Below are 15,909 nucleotides of genomic sequence, written 5' to 3'. Positions count from 1 at the left end.
GTGCAGCGCAACAGCAGCGGCACCATAGTCGAGGTGCTGCCGGGCAACGCCGGGCCGGCTGCCGAGACCCTGCGCGGCTGGCTGATCGACGCGAGCGCGGTGACGTTCCCCCTGGAGCGCCTGCGGCTGGACTGGAGCAGCCCGGAGGAGGGCTTCCAGCGCTTCTCCGTGGAAGCCAGCGACGACCTCGAGCATTGGCAGGCCTGGGGTGACGGACAGATCGCCCGCTTGACCTTCAACGGCGAACGCATCGACGTCAGCGAGGTCAAGCTTCCCGGCCGCCAGGCCCGCTACCTGCGTCTGGCCTGGCCGGCCGGGGCAACCGCGGCAGACCTCCATGGCGCCCGCCTGCAAGGCAGCACGCGGAGCACCGAGCCGGCGCCGATGATCTGGTCCGAGCCGCTGGCCGGGCGCCAGGCAGGGGACGGCGAGTACCGCTGGCAGTTGCCGCTGGCGTTGCCGTTGCAGCGGGTGCGGGTGTCCCTGGAGCAGGCGCTGACCCACACCATCGTCCCGGTGGAACTGTCCGGCCGTGATCGTACGGAGAACGCTTCGCCGCGCCGGGAGGCCGCCTGGAGCAGCCTGGCACGCGGGGTCCTCTACCGGCTGCCGATCGACGGCCGCAACGTACAGCAGAACGAGCTGGAACTGCCGGGCTGGGCGGTGCGCGAGCTGCGTCTGCAGGTGGACCAACGAGGTACCGGCCTGGGCCCGGAGGTCCCGTCCCTGAGTGTCGGCCTGCCGGCCAGCGAACTGGTGTTCCTGGTGCGCGGCAGCCCGCCGTACCGGCTGGCGTTCGGCAAGCCCGGCGCGCAGTCGGCGGCGCTGCCGCTCGGCGTACTGATTCCCGGCTATACCGAGAGCAAGCGCGCCACCCTGGGTAGCGCCAGCCTGGGCGAACCGCTGGAGGTGGCCATGGCGGCCGCGGCGCCGGCACCGGGTAGCGACTGGAAGAAGATCGGCCTGTGGGCGGTACTTCTGCTGGGGGTCGCTCTGCTGGTAATAATGGCAATGAGCCTGCTGCGTTCCTCGCCGAACAAGCCATGAGCCGGTTCCGCGCTATGCTGTTCGGCTGAGGAGGCTTTACGACGGGCCCCGGGGCGCATGCCGACGACGCGGCGGCCCGACAATAAAAACAAATCACGGAGTAAGAGAATGATCAGAATGGCGCTCAAGCCACTGGTAGCGGCCTGCCTGCTGGCTTCGCTGTCCACCGCCCCGCAGGCTGCTCCTTCGCCCTATTCGACGCTGGTGGTGTTCGGCGACAGCCTCAGCGATGCCGGGCAGTTCCCCGATCCTGCCGGCCCCGCCGGAAGCACCTCGCGTTTCACCAACCGGGTCGGCCCGACCTACCAGAACGGCAGCGGCGAGATCTTCGGACCGACCGCGCCCATGCTGCTCGGCAATCAGCTCGGCATCGCCCCGGGTGACCTGGCTGCCTCGACCTCGCCGGTCAACGCCCAGCAGGGCATCGCCGACGGCAACAACTGGGCGGTGGGCGGCTACCGGACCGATCAGATCTACGACTCGATCACCGCGGCCAACGGCTCGCTGATCGAGCGCGACAATACCCTCCTGCGCAGCCGCGATGGCTACCTGGTGGACCGTGCCCGCCAGGGCCTGGGTGCCGATCCGAACGCGTTGTACTACATCACCGGCGGCGGCAACGACTTCCTCCAGGGGCGCATCCTCAACGACGTCCAGGCCCAACAGGCCGCCGGTCGCCTGGTGGATAGCGTGCAGGCCCTGCAGCAGGCCGGCGCGCGCTACATCGTGGTCTGGCTGTTGCCCGACCTGGGCCTGACCCCGGCTACCTTCGGTGGTCCCTTGCAGCCTTTCGCCAGCCAACTCAGCGGCACGTTCAACGCCGAGCTGACCGCCCAGTTGAGCCAGGCCGGCGCCAACGTCATTCCGTTGAACATCCCGCTGCTGCTCAAGGAAGGCATGGCCAACCCGGCTTCCTTCGGCCTGGCCGCCGACCAGAACCTGATCGGCACCTGTTTCAGCGGCAACGGCTGCACCATGAACCCGACCTACGGGATCAACGGCAGCACGCCCGACCCGAGCAAATTGCTGTTCAACGACAGCGTGCACCCGACCATCACCGGCCAGCGCCTGATCGCCGACTACACCTATTCGCTGCTGTCGGCGCCCTGGGAGCTGACCCTGCTGCCGGAAATGGCCCACGGCACCCTGCGTGCCTACCAGGACGAACTGCGCAGCCAGTGGCAGGCGGACTGGGAGAACTGGCAGAACGTCGGCCAGTGGCGCGGCTTCGTCGGCGGCGGTGGCCAGCGCCTGGACTTCGACTCCCAGGACAGCGCCGCCAGCGGCGACGGCAACGGCTACAACCTGACCCTTGGTGGCAGCTACCGCATCGACGAGGCCTGGCGCGCCGGGGTCGCCGCCGGTTTCTACCGGCAGAAGCTGGAAGCCGGCGCCAAGGATTCCGACTACCGGATGAACAGCTACATGGCCAGCGCCTTCGTGCAGTACCAGGAAAACCGCTGGTGGGCCGACGCGGCGTTGACCGGCGGCTACCTCGACTACGACGACCTGAAGCGCAAGTTCGCCCTGGGCGGCGGCGAGCGCAGCGAGAAAGGCGACACCAACGGCCACCTGTGGGCGTTCAGCGCGCGCCTGGGCTACGACATCGCCCAGCAGGCCGACAGTCCCTGGCACCTGTCGCCGTTCGTCAGCGCCGACTATGCACGGGTCGAGGTCGACGGCTATTCCGAGAAGGGCGCCAGCGCCACCGCGCTCGACTACGACGACCAGAAGCGCAGCTCGAAGCGCCTGGGCGCCGGCCTGCAAGGCAAGTACGCGTTCGGCAGCGATACCCAGCTGTTCGCCGAGTACGCCCACGAACGTGAGTACGAGGACGACACCCAGGACCTGACCATGTCCCTCAACAGCCTGCCGGGCAATCGCTTCACCCTCGAAGGCTACACCCCGCAGGACCATCTCAACCGCGTCTCACTCGGCTTCAGCCAGAAGCTGGCGCCGGAGCTGTCGCTGCGCGGCGGCTACAACTGGCGCAAGGGCGAGGACGATACCCAGCAGAGCGTCAGCCTGGCGCTGAGCCTGGACTTCTGAAACGGCGGCCGGCGCCCGGTCGGCGCCGGTCGCGTTTCCCGTCGACGGAACGATCGGCGCGCGCCGGCATCAAGAGAGTAGTACCCCGCTGTTACTCGCTGCCCGGTCGACCGCCATACACTGCCGATCCGTTTCGTTCGAGGGAATCGCCCGATGAGTTTCAACACCGAAGTACAGCCCGGCATCTGCATGGAGCCGGACGCCATCACCCAGGAATACGTGTTCAACCACACCATGTTGCGGGTCAAGGATCCGAAGCGCTCGCTCGACTTCTACTCGCGGGTGCTCGGCATGCGCCTGCTGCGTCGCCTGGATTTCGAGGAAGGCCGCTTCTCCCTGTATTTCCTCGCCATGACCCGTGGCGAAGAAGTGCCTGATGCGGTTGACGAGCGCCAGCGATATACCTTCGGGCGCCAGTCGGTCCTCGAGCTGACCCACAACTGGGGCAGCGAGAGCGACGACAGCCAGTACCACAACGGCAACCAGGACCCGCGCGGGTTCGGCCACATCTGCTTCTCGGTGCCCGACCTGGTGGCGGCCTGCGAGCGTTTCGAGACGCTCGGCGTGAACTTCGTCAAGCCGCTGGACCGAGGCATGAAGAACGTGGCCTTCATCAGCGATCCCGACGGCTACTGGGTGGAAATCGTCCAGGCCAGCCTGAACGGCGAGATGGGACGCGGCTGACGACCGTCGATCGGCTGCGCGCCGCGGAAATGAACCGCGCCACCGCCGCCGATCTCCAACCGGCGGTTGCGCGGAGTCAAGCGTGACCGCCAATTCCGCGTTAAACTGCGCGGGTTTTTTCCTCTCTCCGGAGCCATCCATGTCCCGCGTTACCCTGAGCCGCTATCTGATCGAGCAGACCCGCAGCCACAACACCCCGGCCGACCTGCGCTTCCTCATCGAGGTCGTGGCGCGTGCCTGCAAGGAAATCAGCCATGCGGTGTCCAAGGGCGCGCTGGGCGGCGTACTCGGCAGCATGGGCACCGAGAACGTGCAGGGCGAGGTGCAGAAGAAGCTGGACGTGATGTCCAACGAGATCCTGCTGGAAGCCAACGAATGGGCCGGCAACCTGGCCGGCATGGCCTCCGAGGAGATGGACCACCCCTACCAGATTCCGGGGCGCTACCCGAAAGGCGCCTACCTGCTGGTCTTCGACCCGCTGGACGGCTCCAGCAACATCGACGTCAACGTCTCGGTCGGCACCATCTTCTCGGTGCTGCGCTGCCCCAGCGAGTACCTGAACCAGAACGATACCCTGCGCGAGGAGGCCTTCCTCCAGCCGGGCACCACCCAGGTCGCCGCCGGCTACGCCATCTACGGCCCGCAGACCATGCTGATGCTGACCCTCGGCAACGGCGTCAAGGGCTTCACCCTGGACCGCGAGCTGGGCAGCTTCGTCCTCACCCACGACAACATCAGCGTGCCGGAAAGCACCGCCGAGTTCGCCATCAACATGTCCAACCAGCGCCACTGGGAAGCGCCGGTGAAACGCTACGTGGAAGAACTGCTGGCCGGCAAGGAAGGCCCGCTGGGCAAGAACTACAACATGCGCTGGATCGCCTCGATGGTCGCCGACGTCCACCGCATCCTGACCCGTGGCGGCGTCTTCATGTACCCGCGCGACGCCCGCGAGCCGGAGAAGCCCGGCAAGCTGCGCCTGATGTACGAAGCCAACCCGATGTCGTTCATCATCGAGCAGGCCGGCGGCGCCGCCACCAACGGCACCCAGCGCATCCTCGACATCAAGCCGGAGAACCTGCACCAGCGTGTCGCGGTGTTCCTCGGCTCGAAGCAGGAAGTCGAGCGCATCACCGGCTACCACGCGGAGTAGGCCGATGAGCGCGCCCTGGGAGACCTTGCTCGACTGGTGGTTCGGCACCTCCAGCGATGCCGCCGAGGTGGTTGCCCAGCGCAACGGCCTGTGGTTCGGCAAGAACGTCTGCCAGGACGCCGATGCCGGCGGCCGTTTCGGCGACCTGGTGAACCAGGCGCTGGACGGCGGCTTGCAGGAGTGGACGGCCGAGGCCGATGGCTGGCTGGCGCTGATCCTGTTGCTCGACCAGTTGCCGCGGATGATCTACCGCGACACGCCGCGCGCCTACGCCGGCGACGCCCGGGCGCAACGGGTGGTGCGCGAGGGCCTGGAAAAAGGCTTCGACCGCCAGTTGCCGCCGGTGCGCCGGGTGTTCGCCTACCTGGTCCTGGAGCACGCCGAGGACCTGCCCAGCCAGGAGCGGGCGGTAGCCTGCTTCCGCGACCTGCGCGATCAGGTCGGTGGCAGCGTGCGCAAGCCCTTCGACGATTTCTACGACTATGCCGAGCGGCATCATGCGGTAGTCGCCCGCTTCGGTCGCTTTCCCCATCGCAACGCCATTCTCGGCCGCCCCTCCAGCGAGGAGGAGACGGCGTTCCTCAGGGAACCCGGTTCGCGTTTCTGACTCCAAGGCTCCGGATTTCCCCCGCGTGTGCCAAGCTGTAGGGCAGCGCTTCCCCCGAACAAGGAGTTCCTCATGGCGTCGTTCCGTACCCTGGCCGTGGTCGCTTTCTGCGTCGTCCTGGCTGCCTGCAGCAAGATCAACCAGGAAAACTATTCCAAGCTCAAGGCCGGCATGAGCAAGGCCGAGGTCGAGGCGATCCTCGGCAAGCCCACCGAGTGCTCCGGCGCGCTGGGCATGTCCAGCTGCACCTGGGGCGACGAGAAGGCTTTCATCAGCGTGCAGTACGCGGCCGACAAGGCGCTGCTCTTCTCCGGCCAGGGGCTCAAGTGATCGGTCTGCCGATCCGGGTGCTCTGCACCCTGTGGCTGGGCTTGCTGCTGGTCGGTTGCGCGGGCTCGCCGAAGAATCAGCCGGCCACCGAGCAGGTCGACCTCCAGCGCTACCAGGGCACCTGGTACGAACTGGCGCGCTTGCCGATGTTCTTCCAGCGCAACTGCGCGCAATCGGAGGCGCATTACCGCTTGCAGGAAGACCAGAGCATCCAGGTGATCAATCGCTGCCTGACCCTGGATGGCGAGTGGGAGCAGGTGGAGGGGCGGGCGGTCGCCCAGCAGCCGGGACGCACCGACAAGTTGTGGGTGCGCTTCGACAACTGGTTCGCCAATCTCTTCCCCAACGTGGCGCGCGGCGACTATTGGGTGCTGGCGGTGGACGACGACTACCGCACCGCGCTGGTGGGCAATCCGAACCGTGAATACCTGTGGCTGCTGTCGCGTACCCCGCAGGTTTCGCAGCAGACCCGCGAGCGTCTGCTGGAAGAAGCGCGCAGCCGCGGTTACGCGGTGGACGAGCTGATCTGGCGGGTACCCGACGGCCAGTTGAAGCGGAGCCAGTGAAGGAACGCCCCGCCGGGGCGTTTTTTCTTTCCAGCGCCGTTCACGCCTGGCGGCTGGCGTGGGAAGTATCGGCGTTTAGCGCCCGACGGCTCGAACGAGTGGGGCGGATAAGCGCAACGCGGTTATCCGCCGCTGCGCAGGGTCAGTCGAGCAGTTCCCCCAGCACCTGGACGAATGCCCGTGCGCTGCGTTCTTCCCCGGCATGCCGGCCGTCGCGCACCACCCATCTGCCGGCCACCATCACGTCGCGCACCTGGCGGTCGCCGCCGGCGAACAGCCAGCGGTTGAGCAGGGCGTCGCCCTCGGCGCTGGCCAGGTAGGGGTCGTTGCCGTCGAGCACCAGCAGGTCGGCGCGACGGCCCACGGCGAGACTACCGATCGGCTGCCCAAGGGCCTGGGCGCCGCCAGCCAGAGCAGCGTCGTAGAGCGTGCGGCCGATCATCGGCTGGTCGTCGCGGTACAGCCGGTTGCGTTTCCGGTCGCGCAGGCGCTGGCCGTATTCCAGCCAGCGGAGTTCCTCGACCACGCTGAGCGAGACGTGGCTGTCCGAGCCGATGCCCAGGCGCCCGCCCTGGGCGAGGAAGTCCGTCGCCGGGAAGATGCCGTCGCCGAGGTTGGCCTCGGTGCTCAGGCACAGGCCGGCCACCGCGCCGCTACGCGCCATCGCCGCCACCTCGGCGGGGTCGGCGTGGGTCGCATGGACCAGGCACCAGCGCTGGTCGACCGCGACGTTCTCGTACAGCCATTGCAACGGCCGGCGTCCGCTCCAGGCCAGGCAGTCGTCGACTTCCTTCTGCTGTTCGGCGATATGGATGTGGACCGGCAGGTCGTCGTGGCCGGCGGCGAGGACCGTGGCGATCTGCTGCGGAGTCACCGCGCGCAGGGAGTGGAAGCACAGGCCCAGGGAGTGGCCTGCCGCCTCCAGCGGCGCGCGCAGGCGCTGGAGCAGTTCCAGGTAGGCCTCGCTGCCATTGATGAAGCGCCGCTGGCCCTCGCTGGCCGGCTGGCCGCCGAAGCCTGCGTGACTGTAAAGCACGGGCAGCAGGGTCAGGCCGATACCTGCGGCGCTGGCGGCGTGGGAGATGCGCAGGGAAAGTTCGGCGGGGTCGGCGTAGGAGCGGCCGTCGAGGTCGTGATGGACGTAGTGGAATTCCGCCACCGCCGTGTAGCCGGCCTTGAGCATCTCGATGTAGAGCTGGCGGGCGATGACCTCGATCTGTTCCGGCGACAGTCGAGCGACCATCCGGTACATCAGCTCGCGCCAGGTCCAGAAACTGTCGTTGGGATTGCCGGCGACTTCGGCGAGCCCGGCCATGGCGCGCTGGAACGCGTGCGAATGGAGGTTGGGCATCCCCGGCAGCACGGCGCCGCCGAGGCGTTCGGCGCCGTCGGCGTTGGCGTCGGGACGAATCTCGGCGAGGACTCCGTCCGCGGAAATCTCGAAACGGACATTTCGCGCCCAGCCTTCCGGCAGCAACGCACGTTCAGCGAAAATTGCGGACATAATCAGCTCACACGCAGTCTGTTTTATTTGTATATACATATACAGACGATTAAGCGGTGCGTAAACTCACTTCATCGACGCCTCGACAAGGAGTCTCTCAGTGACGTCCTCTTCCTCCGATCGTTCCCCGCTGGCCTCGCAACTCGGCGAGGTACCGGCGCCGCTCTACGCGCGGGTCAAGCAGATGATCGTCAGCCAGATCCAGTCGGGCGCCTGGCCGCCGCACCACCGGGTGCCGTCCGAGAGCGAACTGGTCAGCCAGCTCGGCTTCAGTCGCATGACCATCAATCGCGCCCTGCGCGAACTGACCAGCGACGGCCTGCTGGTGCGCATGCAGGGGGTAGGAACCTTCGTCGCCGAGCCCAAGGGCCAGTCGGCGCTGTTCGAGGTGCACAATATCGCCGACGAGATCGCGGCCCGCGGGCATCGCCATCGTTGCCAGGTGATCACCCTCGGCGAGGAGGTCGCCGGCCCCGAGCGCGCCCTGGCACTGGACGTGCGCGAAGGCCAGCGGGTGTTCCACTCGCTGATCGTGCACTACGAGAACGATATCCCGGTGCAGATCGAGGACCGCTACGTGAACGCCGCGGTGGCGCCGGACTACCTCAAGCAGGATTTCACCCGGCAAACGCCCTATGCCTACCTGACCCAGGTGGCGCCGCTCACCGAGGGCGAGCATGTGGTCGAGGCGATCCTCGCCGAGCCGGCCGAGTGCAAGCTGTTGCAGATCGAACGCGGCGAGCCGTGCCTGCTGATCCGCCGCCGCACCTGGTCCGGGCGTGTCGCGGTGACCGCCGCGCGGCTGCTGCACCCGGGTTCCCGCCACCGTCTGGAAGGACGCTTCAGCTCATGAGCGAATTCCGCATCCTGCGCGCCGTCGACTACCCGAGAATGCCGTGGAAGAACGGCGCCGGCTCCACCGAGGAGATCGCCCGCGACGGCGGCGACGGCCTGGACGGCTTCGGCTGGCGCCTGTCGATCGCCGATGTCGGCGAGTCCGGCGGCTTCTCCCGCTTCGCCGGTTACCAGCGGATCATCAGTGTGCTGGAGGGCGGCGGCATGCGCCTGCGGGTGGATGGCGCGGAATCCGCGCCGCTACGCGCGCGGCAGGCTTTCGCCTTTTCCGGCGACAGCGAGGTGCACTGCACCCTGTTCGATGGAGCTATCCGTGACTTCAACCTGATCTATGCGCCCCGGCGCCATCGCGCGCGCCTGCAATGGCTGCGGGTCGAGGGCGAGCTGGACTGGCACGGCACGGCGAGCACGCTGCTGCTGTTCGCCCAGCAGGGCGGGGTAGCGATTTCCTTGCAAGGGCAACCTCGCGGGCAACTGGCTGCCCACGACTGCCTGTGCGCCGAGGGACTGCAGGGCTTGCAGCATTGGCGCCTGACGGCACACGAGCCGGCGTGGGTCTGTGCGGTGGAACTCGATTCGCTGTGATTCGCCGGCGCCGCCAGGAAAAAGCGTCTACACCGAAAGGGTAGGCGCTTTTGTCTATCAAAAGAACCAAACGTTATTAATCCAATATTTTTAATGCCTATATAGTTCCGCATGCCGTCCGACTCCAACCGGGAGACCCGCATGCCCCCGCTTCGCCAGATCCTCGCCGTCCTCGCCCTGGGCGCCAGCCTCGCCAGCCAGACCGCCGTCGCGGCGGAATGCCCGTACCCGGGCAAAGTGGTGTTCGCCGGGCTGAACTGGGAAAGCGGCATGTTCACCACCGACCTGTTGCGCTACGTACTGGAAAAAGGCTACGGCTGCGAGACCGACGCGCTGCCGGGCAATACCGTGACCATGGAAAACGCCCTGCGCCAGAACGATATCCAGGTCACCGGGGAGCAATGGGCCGGGCGTAGCCCGGTGTGGCGCGCGGCGGAGGAGGCGGGCGAGGTGTTCTCCGTCGGCGAGACGGTGAAGGGCGCCACCGAGGGCTGGTGGGTGCCGGAGTACCTGGTCAAGGGCGACCCGCAACGAGGCATCGAGGCGAAGGCGCCGGAGTTGAGGTCGGTCGCCGACCTGCCGCGCTACAAGGCGCTGTTCCGCGATCCCGAGGAGCCCGCCAAGGGGCGTTTCTACAACTGCCCGACCGGTTGGACCTGCGAGATCGTCAACAGCCAGAAGCTCAAGGCCTACAGGTTGCAGGACAGCTACACGAACTTCCGCACCGGCACCGGCCCGGCGCTGGATGCGGCTATCAGCGCGGCCTTCCGGCGCGGTGAGCCGGTGCTTTTCTACTATTGGTCGCCGACTCCGTTGATGGGCCGTTTCAAGCTGGTGCAACTGGAAGAGCCGCCGTTCAGCGAGAAGGCCTGGGCCACCCTGTCCGATCCGAAGAACCCCGAACCCATCGGTTCCCGCTCGTTGCCGGCGAAGATCACCATTGGCGTTTCCCGCGATTTCCATGACAAGGCGCCGGCGTTGGTCGAGCTGTTCCGCAAGGTCGAGATCCCCTTGCCGCTGTTCAACGAGCTGCTCGCCGACATGGCGCAGAATCATCGCGAGGTCGGCGAGGTGCGTGCGCAGTTCCTTCGCCAGCATCGCGAAATCTGGAGCCACTGGGTGCCGGCCGAAGTCGCCACGCGCCTCGATACCTCCCTGAAGTAAGCCTCGCCAGCCTTCATGGCGCACTACCTGAGCGGGCGTCAGCGCACCTTGGTGCGGCGGCTCCAGGATACCTTCCAGGCGCGCAGCGAATGGCCGACCTGGCTGCTGATCGCCTGCCTGTACGGCGGTTGGGCACTGCTCGCCAGCCAGTATCGGCATTGGGGCTGGCCGGTGCTGGCGGGGCTGGTGCCGTTCGCCTCCCTCTACATGTCGTTGCAGCATGAGCTGATCCATGGCCACCCGACCCGCTGGCCGAGGTTCAACGCCGTGCTCGGCTACCTGCCGCTGGCCGTCTGGTATCCCTATCCGCTGTACCGTGACAGCCACTTGCGGCACCACCGCGACGAGCAACTGACCTACCCGGGGCTGGACCCCGAGAGTCGTTACGTCAGTCTGTCCGAATGGCCGCGCCTGGGCTCCTGGCGGCGGCGCTGGCTCTGCCTGGACAAGACCCTGCTCGGTCGCGCCACCCTCGGCCCGCTGCTGGCCCTGGCGGCGATGGCGCGCCTGGAGGGTTCGCGGTTGCGCCAGGGAGAGGGCGCCGCCTGGCGCCTGTGGGGCCTGCATGCCGTGCTGCTGGGCGGGTTGCTGGCCGGGCTTTGGCGCTGGGCGGGCATCCCGCCCTGGTTGTACCTGCCGGCGGTGGCCTATCCGGCCCTCGGCCTGAGCATGCTGCGCTCTTTCTACGAGCACCGTCCGGCCCGCGAGCCGGCGCAGCGCAGCGTGCTGGTCGAGGCGGGGTGGCCGTGGCGGCTGCTGTTCCTCAACAACAACCTGCATCTGGTCCACCACGATCTGCCGGGCCTGCCCTGGTACCTGCTGCCGCGCGTGTATAACGCAAGCCGCCGTGCCTACCGGCGACGCAGTGGCGATTTCCACCTGCCCGGCTATGGTCGTCTATGGCGGCGCCACGGTTGGCGGCCGGTGGATGCGCCGGTGCATCCCGAGCATTGAAGGCAGGCGGACGAGAGCATGATCGATACCCCGGTGGTGGCGGCGCTGGACATGTATGTCGAGCCGGACTGCGTCAGGCAGGCCGGCGCAACCTTCATCGGCGAGGTCTGCCGGCGCCTGGGCGTGCGCCGTTACGCGCCGGCCGCCGCCGATCTGGCGGTGCAGTGGCGACAGCCTAACCTGCTGTTCGCGCAGACCTGCGGCTATCCGCTGATGACCCAGTTGCGCGGCCAGGTGGCGGTGCTCGCGGTGCCCAGCTACGACTTGCCCGATTGCGCTCCCGGCGAGCATTGCAGTCTGTTCGTCGCCGCCGAAGGACAGGCGCGCCAGCGCCTCGGCGACTTCCGCAATACCCGCCTGGCGCTCAACGACCGCGACTCCAACAGCGGCATGAACCTGCTGCGCCATGCGCTGGCGCCGCTGGGGCGAGACTCGGCGTTCTTCGCCGAAGTGCGCATCAGCGGCGGCCACCTGCGCAGCCTGGCGATGGTGGCGGCGGGTGAGGTCGAGCTGACCTCGGTGGATGCAGTGACCTTCGGCTACCTGCAACGCCACGCACCGGAGCGCCTGGCCGGCCTGCGCGTGCTCGGGCGCAGCGCGCCGAGCCCGGCCTTGCCACTGATCACCTCGCTGCACTGGAGTGCGGCGCAACGCCGCGAACTGTTCGAAGCGCTGAACCTGACGCTGATCGAGTGCCCGCACCTGGCCGCGACACTGGCGCTGAAAAGCTTCCTCCCGGCCGGCGAGGAGCATTACCGGATTCTCCTCGACTACGAGCGTCAGGCGCAGGGCTGGGGTTACCCGCAATTGCGCTGAACGGTGTTACCGAAGGCCCCAAACCGGTGCGCGCACGCTTCGATCACGTGCACCCAGGGCCGTTCCGGCAGGCTCCTTCTCCCGGGGGAGAGGCTACCTTCGCTAATTCTTAACTACATAAAAATCAACGGGTTGAATGAAATTCACGGGAATGTGGAGATATCGCCGGAGGGCGTGGCGGCAGAATTGGCCCTTCCTTTGCTTATACTTGTATGTACAAGCATAGATGTGTTCGGTAGACCCAGCCCGACCTCTGCTTCGTCCCCGAATTCAGGCGCACCCTCGCGGGTCGCCGCCCGTTGAACGCCACGCCCAGGAGCCTGCCGTGACCACCCCGAGCAAATTCCGCGATATTGAAATCCGCGCCCCGCGCGGCACTACGCTGACCGCCAAGAGCTGGCTGACCGAAGCGCCGCTGCGCATGCTGATGAACAACCTCGACCCGGAGGTCGCGGAGAACCCCAGGGAACTGGTGGTTTACGGCGGCATCGGCCGTGCCGCGCGCAACTGGGAGTGCTACGACAGGATCGTCGAGACCCTCAAGCAACTGAACGACGACGAGACCCTGCTGGTACAGTCCGGCAAGCCGGTCGGCGTGTTCAAGACCCACGCCAACGCGCCGCGGGTGCTGATCGCCAACTCCAACCTGGTGCCGCACTGGGCGACCTGGGAACACTTCAACGAACTGGACGCCAAGGGCCTGGCGATGTATGGCCAGATGACCGCCGGTTCGTGGATCTACATCGGCAGCCAGGGCATCGTCCAGGGCACCTACGAAACCTTCGTCGAGGCTGGCCGCCAGCATTACGACGGCAACCTCAAGGGCCGCTGGGTGCTTACCGCCGGCCTTGGCGGCATGGGCGGCGCCCAGCCGCTGGCGGCGACCCTGGCCGGCGCCTGTTCGCTGAACATCGAGTGCCAGCAGAGCCGCATCGACTTCCGCCTGCGCAGTCGCTACGTCGACGAGCAGGCCAAGGACCTGGACGACGCCCTGGCGCGGATCCAGCGCTACACCGCCGAAGGCAAGGCCATCTCCATCGCCCTGCTGGGCAATGCCGCCGAGATCCTTCCGGAACTGGTTCGCCGCGGCGTACGCCCGGACATGGTCACCGACCAGACCAGCGCCCACGATCCACTCAACGGCTACCTGCCGGCCGGCTGGAGCTGGGAAGAGTACCGCGACCGCGCGCAGACTGACCCGGCCGCCGTGGTCAAGGCCGCCAAGCAGTCCATGGCGGTACACGTGCGGGCCATGCTGGCGTTCCAGCAGCAGGGCGTGCCGACCTTCGACTATGGCAACAACATCCGCCAGATGGCCAAGGAAGAGGGGGTGGCCAATGCCTTCGATTTCCCCGGCTTCGTCCCGGCCTACATCCGCCCGCTGTTCTGTCGCGGCATCGGTCCGTTCCGCTGGGCCGCGCTGTCGGGCGACCCGCAGGACATCTACAAGACCGACGCCAAGGTCAAGCAACTGATCCCCGACGATGCCCACCTGCACCGTTGGCTGGACATGGCCCGCGAGCGCATCAGCTTCCAGGGCCTGCCGGCGCGCATCTGCTGGGTTGGCCTGGGGCTGCGCGCCAAGCTCGGCCTGGCCTTCAACGAGATGGTGCGCAGCGGCGAGCTGTCCGCACCGATCGTCATCGGCCGCGACCACCTCGACTCCGGCTCGGTGGCCAGCCCCAACCGCGAGACCGAGGCCATGCAGGACGGCTCCGACGCGGTGTCCGACTGGCCGCTGCTGAATGCCCTGCTGAATACCGCCAGCGGCGCCACCTGGGTCTCGCTGCACCACGGCGGCGGCGTGGGCATGGGCTTCTCCCAGCACTCCGGGATGGTGATCGTCTGCGACGGTAGCGACGAGGCCGCCGAACGCATCGCCCGCGTGCTGACCAACGACCCGGGGACCGGGGTGATGCGGCACGCCGACGCCGGCTACCAGGTCGCCATCGATTGCGCGAAGGAGCAGGGCCTGAACCTGCCGATGATCACCGCCCAGCGCTGACCTCGGAAACCGCCTCCACGCCGGCGGGGCGTGGGGCGGCCGCCCACTGTCCCGACCAGGCCACAACAAGAATGGCGGCGCGCGAGCCGCAGCGGAGTACAGCAGCATGACCCAGGGCAGCGACAGCAAGCCACTGATCGAACGGCGCTCGATCGACTACATCCCGGCGAACGAGCGTCACGGTCGCCTCTACAGCCAGTTCACCCTCTGGCTGGGGGCTAATCTACAAATCACCGCCATCGTCACCGGCGCCCTCGCCGTGGTCCTCGGCGGCGACGTGTTCTGGTCGCTGGTCGGCCTGCTCATCGGCCAGCTCCTCGGCGGCGCGGTGATGGCCCTGCACGCCGCGCAGGGGCCGCGCCTGGGGCTGCCGCAGATGATTTCCAGCCGGGTGCAGTTCGGCGTCTACGGCGCCTGCATCCCGATCGCCCTGGTGTGCCTGATGTACCTGGGCTTCACCGCCACCGGCACGGTGCTTTCCGGCCAGGCCATCGGCCAGCTCACCGGGCTCAGCGACAGCGCCGGGATCTTCATCTTCGCCGCCTTCATCGTCCTGGTGACGGTGCTCGGCTATCGCGTCATCCACATCATCGGGCGGATCGCCAGCGTCCTCGGCATCATCGCCTTCGCCTACCTGTTCAGCCGCCTGATGCTGCTCAGCGACATCGGCGACCTGCTCGCCATCCGCCACTTCAGCTGGGCCTCGTTCCTCCTCGCGGTGTCCCTGGCGGCGTCCTGGCAGATCGCCTTCGGCCCCTACGTGGCCGACTATTCACGCTACCTGCCGGCGTCCACCTCGTCGTGGAAGACCTTCCTCGCCGTCGGCCTCGGCTCGGTGCTCGGCGCCCAGGCCTCGATGGTCCTCGGGGTGTTCTCCGCAGCCCTGGCCAACGGTCAGTTCGCCGGCCGCGAGGTGGCCTACATCGTCGGCCTGGGCAGCAGCGGGACCGTCGCCGCGCTGCTCTACTTCAGCATCGCCTTCGGCAAGGTGACCATTTCCACGCTGAACTCCTACGGAAGCTTCATGTGCATCGCGACCATCATCAGCAGCGTACGCGGTCAACTGGAGATCACCCGCGTGCAACGCCTGTTCTTCGTCCTCGCGATCGTCGGCGCCTCGACGCTCATCGCGCTGCTCGGCCAGCACTCGTTCCTCGCTGCGTTCAAGTCCTTCATCCTGTTCCTGCTGACCTTCTTCACCCCGTGGAGCGCGGTGAACCTGGTCGACTACTACTTCATCACCCGCGAGCGCTATGACGTGCCCGCGCTGGCCGACCCCGACGGCCGCTACGGTCGCTGGAACCTGCCGGGAATCGCCGTCTATACCCTCGGCGTGCTGGTGCAGATGCCGTTCCTGGCGACCACGCTGTACACCGGACCGATGGTCGAGCACCTCGGCGGCGTGGATATCTCCTGGATCATCGGCTTGCTGGTGCCGGCGGTCCTCTACTACCTGGTGGCGCGGCGCAAGGCCACGCGCCAGGCCCCGGCGCGAATGATCCTGCCGGCCGATCCCGGCGCCTTCGAACGTCCCGCGCACGGGGCCTGGCGCGTGGCCGGTCTATTATTCCCAACTCCGAGTCCACGAGACTC

Annotated in this window: 15 protein-coding genes; 14 read left to right on the top strand and 1 reads right to left on the bottom strand. The window is 67.3% G+C overall.

The genetic code is table 11. The features are described 5' to 3' along the window. The 7 genes from FFS27_RS14140 to FFS27_RS14110 all read left to right on the top strand — a co-directional run. The coding region (locus FFS27_RS14140; protein WP_137952065.1) for a DUF3999 domain-containing protein at positions 1–1,047 on the top strand (1,047 nt) is incomplete at its 5' end. Between the two features lie 108 nt (positions 1,048–1,155). Next, on the top strand, positions 1,156–3,096 hold the full coding sequence (estA, locus tag FFS27_RS14135) for an esterase EstA (protein ID WP_003115524.1): 1,941 nt from the start codon (positions 1,156–1,158) through the stop codon (positions 3,094–3,096). Between the two features lie 153 nt (positions 3,097–3,249). Beyond that, positions 3,250–3,780 carry a lactoylglutathione lyase gene (gene gloA / locus FFS27_RS14130; protein ID WP_003101793.1) on the top strand — a complete coding sequence of 177 codons (531 nt, stop codon included), beginning with the start codon at positions 3,250–3,252 and terminating at the stop codon, positions 3,778–3,780. A 139-nt stretch (positions 3,781–3,919) separates the two neighbouring features. Continuing rightward, positions 3,920–4,930, top strand: a complete 1,011-nt coding sequence (locus tag FFS27_RS14125) for a class 1 fructose-bisphosphatase (RefSeq protein ID WP_003110175.1) — start codon at positions 3,920–3,922, stop codon at positions 4,928–4,930. A gap of 4 nt (positions 4,931–4,934) precedes the next feature. After that, complete coding sequence (locus tag FFS27_RS14120; RefSeq protein WP_003101790.1) at positions 4,935–5,537, top strand: DUF924 family protein; 603 nt, start codon at positions 4,935–4,937, stop codon at positions 5,535–5,537. 72 nt (positions 5,538–5,609) lie between these two features. Beyond that, positions 5,610–5,867, top strand: a complete 258-nt coding sequence (bamE, locus tag FFS27_RS14115) for an outer membrane protein assembly factor BamE domain-containing protein (protein WP_003095983.1) — start codon at positions 5,610–5,612, stop codon at positions 5,865–5,867. After that, positions 5,864–6,433 carry a lipocalin family protein gene (locus FFS27_RS14110; protein ID WP_021263287.1) on the top strand — a complete coding sequence of 190 codons (570 nt, stop codon included), beginning with the start codon at positions 5,864–5,866 and terminating at the stop codon, positions 6,431–6,433. Before bamE ends, FFS27_RS14110 begins: the two co-directional genes overlap by 4 nt. Before the next feature lie 142 nt (positions 6,434–6,575). Here FFS27_RS14110 and FFS27_RS14105 read toward each other — a convergent pair whose 3' ends face one another. Further along, positions 6,576–7,937 carry a formimidoylglutamate deiminase gene (locus FFS27_RS14105; protein ID WP_021263288.1) on the bottom strand — a complete coding sequence of 454 codons (1,362 nt, stop codon included), beginning with the start codon at positions 7,935–7,937 and terminating at the stop codon, positions 6,576–6,578. 100 nt (positions 7,938–8,037) lie between these two features. On the opposite strand from FFS27_RS14105, the gene hutC reads away from it, so the two are divergent. The 7 genes from hutC to FFS27_RS14070 form a co-directional block, all read left to right on the top strand. Continuing rightward, on the top strand, positions 8,038–8,790 hold the full coding sequence (gene hutC / locus FFS27_RS14100) for a histidine utilization repressor (protein ID WP_003095970.1): 753 nt from the start codon (positions 8,038–8,040) through the stop codon (positions 8,788–8,790). Further along, entirely contained in the window at positions 8,787–9,377 is a 591-nt protein-coding gene (locus FFS27_RS14095; RefSeq protein ID WP_021263289.1) for a HutD/Ves family protein, read from the top strand. The genes hutC and FFS27_RS14095 overlap by 4 nt, the downstream gene beginning before the upstream one ends. 141 nt (positions 9,378–9,518) lie before the next feature. After that, the gene (locus tag FFS27_RS14090; protein WP_016562447.1) at positions 9,519–10,541 is read left to right on the top strand and encodes an ABC transporter substrate-binding protein; all 1,023 of its coding nucleotides are present in this window, start codon (positions 9,519–9,521) and stop codon (positions 10,539–10,541) included. 15 nt (positions 10,542–10,556) lie between these two features. Next, positions 10,557–11,495 (top strand): fatty acid desaturase, encoded by a 939-nt coding sequence (locus FFS27_RS14085; RefSeq protein WP_003141830.1) that lies wholly within the window; start codon positions 10,557–10,559, stop codon positions 11,493–11,495. Positions 11,496–11,513: 18 nt separating this feature from the next. Then, entirely contained in the window at positions 11,514–12,311 is a 798-nt protein-coding gene (locus tag FFS27_RS14080; protein ID WP_003095961.1) for a phosphate/phosphite/phosphonate ABC transporter substrate-binding protein, read from the top strand. Positions 12,312–12,636: 325 nt separating this feature from the next. Next, positions 12,637–14,316, top strand: coding sequence for a urocanate hydratase (gene hutU, locus FFS27_RS14075; RefSeq protein ID WP_003095958.1), 1,680 nt, complete (start codon positions 12,637–12,639; stop codon positions 14,314–14,316). 106 nt (positions 14,317–14,422) lie between these two features. Continuing rightward, on the top strand, positions 14,423–15,909 hold a 1,487-nt coding region (locus tag FFS27_RS14070), incomplete at its 3' end, for a purine-cytosine permease family protein (RefSeq protein ID WP_256659495.1).

Source organism: Pseudomonas sp. 2VD (assembly GCF_005503585.1).
GTDB lineage: Bacteria > Pseudomonadota > Gammaproteobacteria > Pseudomonadales > Pseudomonadaceae > Pseudomonas > Pseudomonas aeruginosa.
Note: the sequence above shows the minus strand (reverse complement) of the source record. Positions and strands in the feature narration are given on the sequence as shown.

Excerpts from the sequence above, each read along its gene's own strand:
- FFS27_RS14085 (WP_003141830.1), top strand. The coding sequence starts at position 10,557 with ATGGCGCACTACCTGAGCGGGCGTCAGCGCACCTTGGTGCGGCGGCTC.
- FFS27_RS14105 (WP_021263288.1), bottom strand. The coding sequence starts at position 7,937 with ATGTCCGCAATTTTCGCTGAACGTGCGTTGCTGCCGGAAGGCTGGGCG.
- estA (WP_003115524.1), top strand. The coding sequence starts at position 1,156 with ATGATCAGAATGGCGCTCAAGCCACTGGTAGCGGCCTGCCTGCTGGCT.
- gloA (WP_003101793.1), top strand. The coding sequence starts at position 3,250 with ATGAGTTTCAACACCGAAGTACAGCCCGGCATCTGCATGGAGCCGGAC.
- FFS27_RS14125 (WP_003110175.1), top strand. The coding sequence starts at position 3,920 with ATGTCCCGCGTTACCCTGAGCCGCTATCTGATCGAGCAGACCCGCAGC.
- FFS27_RS14095 (WP_021263289.1), top strand. The coding sequence starts at position 8,787 with ATGAGCGAATTCCGCATCCTGCGCGCCGTCGACTACCCGAGAATGCCG.
- FFS27_RS14120 (WP_003101790.1), top strand. The coding sequence starts at position 4,935 with ATGAGCGCGCCCTGGGAGACCTTGCTCGACTGGTGGTTCGGCACCTCC.
- bamE (WP_003095983.1), top strand. The coding sequence starts at position 5,610 with ATGGCGTCGTTCCGTACCCTGGCCGTGGTCGCTTTCTGCGTCGTCCTG.
- FFS27_RS14090 (WP_016562447.1), top strand. The coding sequence starts at position 9,519 with ATGCCCCCGCTTCGCCAGATCCTCGCCGTCCTCGCCCTGGGCGCCAGC.
- FFS27_RS14080 (WP_003095961.1), top strand. The coding sequence starts at position 11,514 with ATGATCGATACCCCGGTGGTGGCGGCGCTGGACATGTATGTCGAGCCG.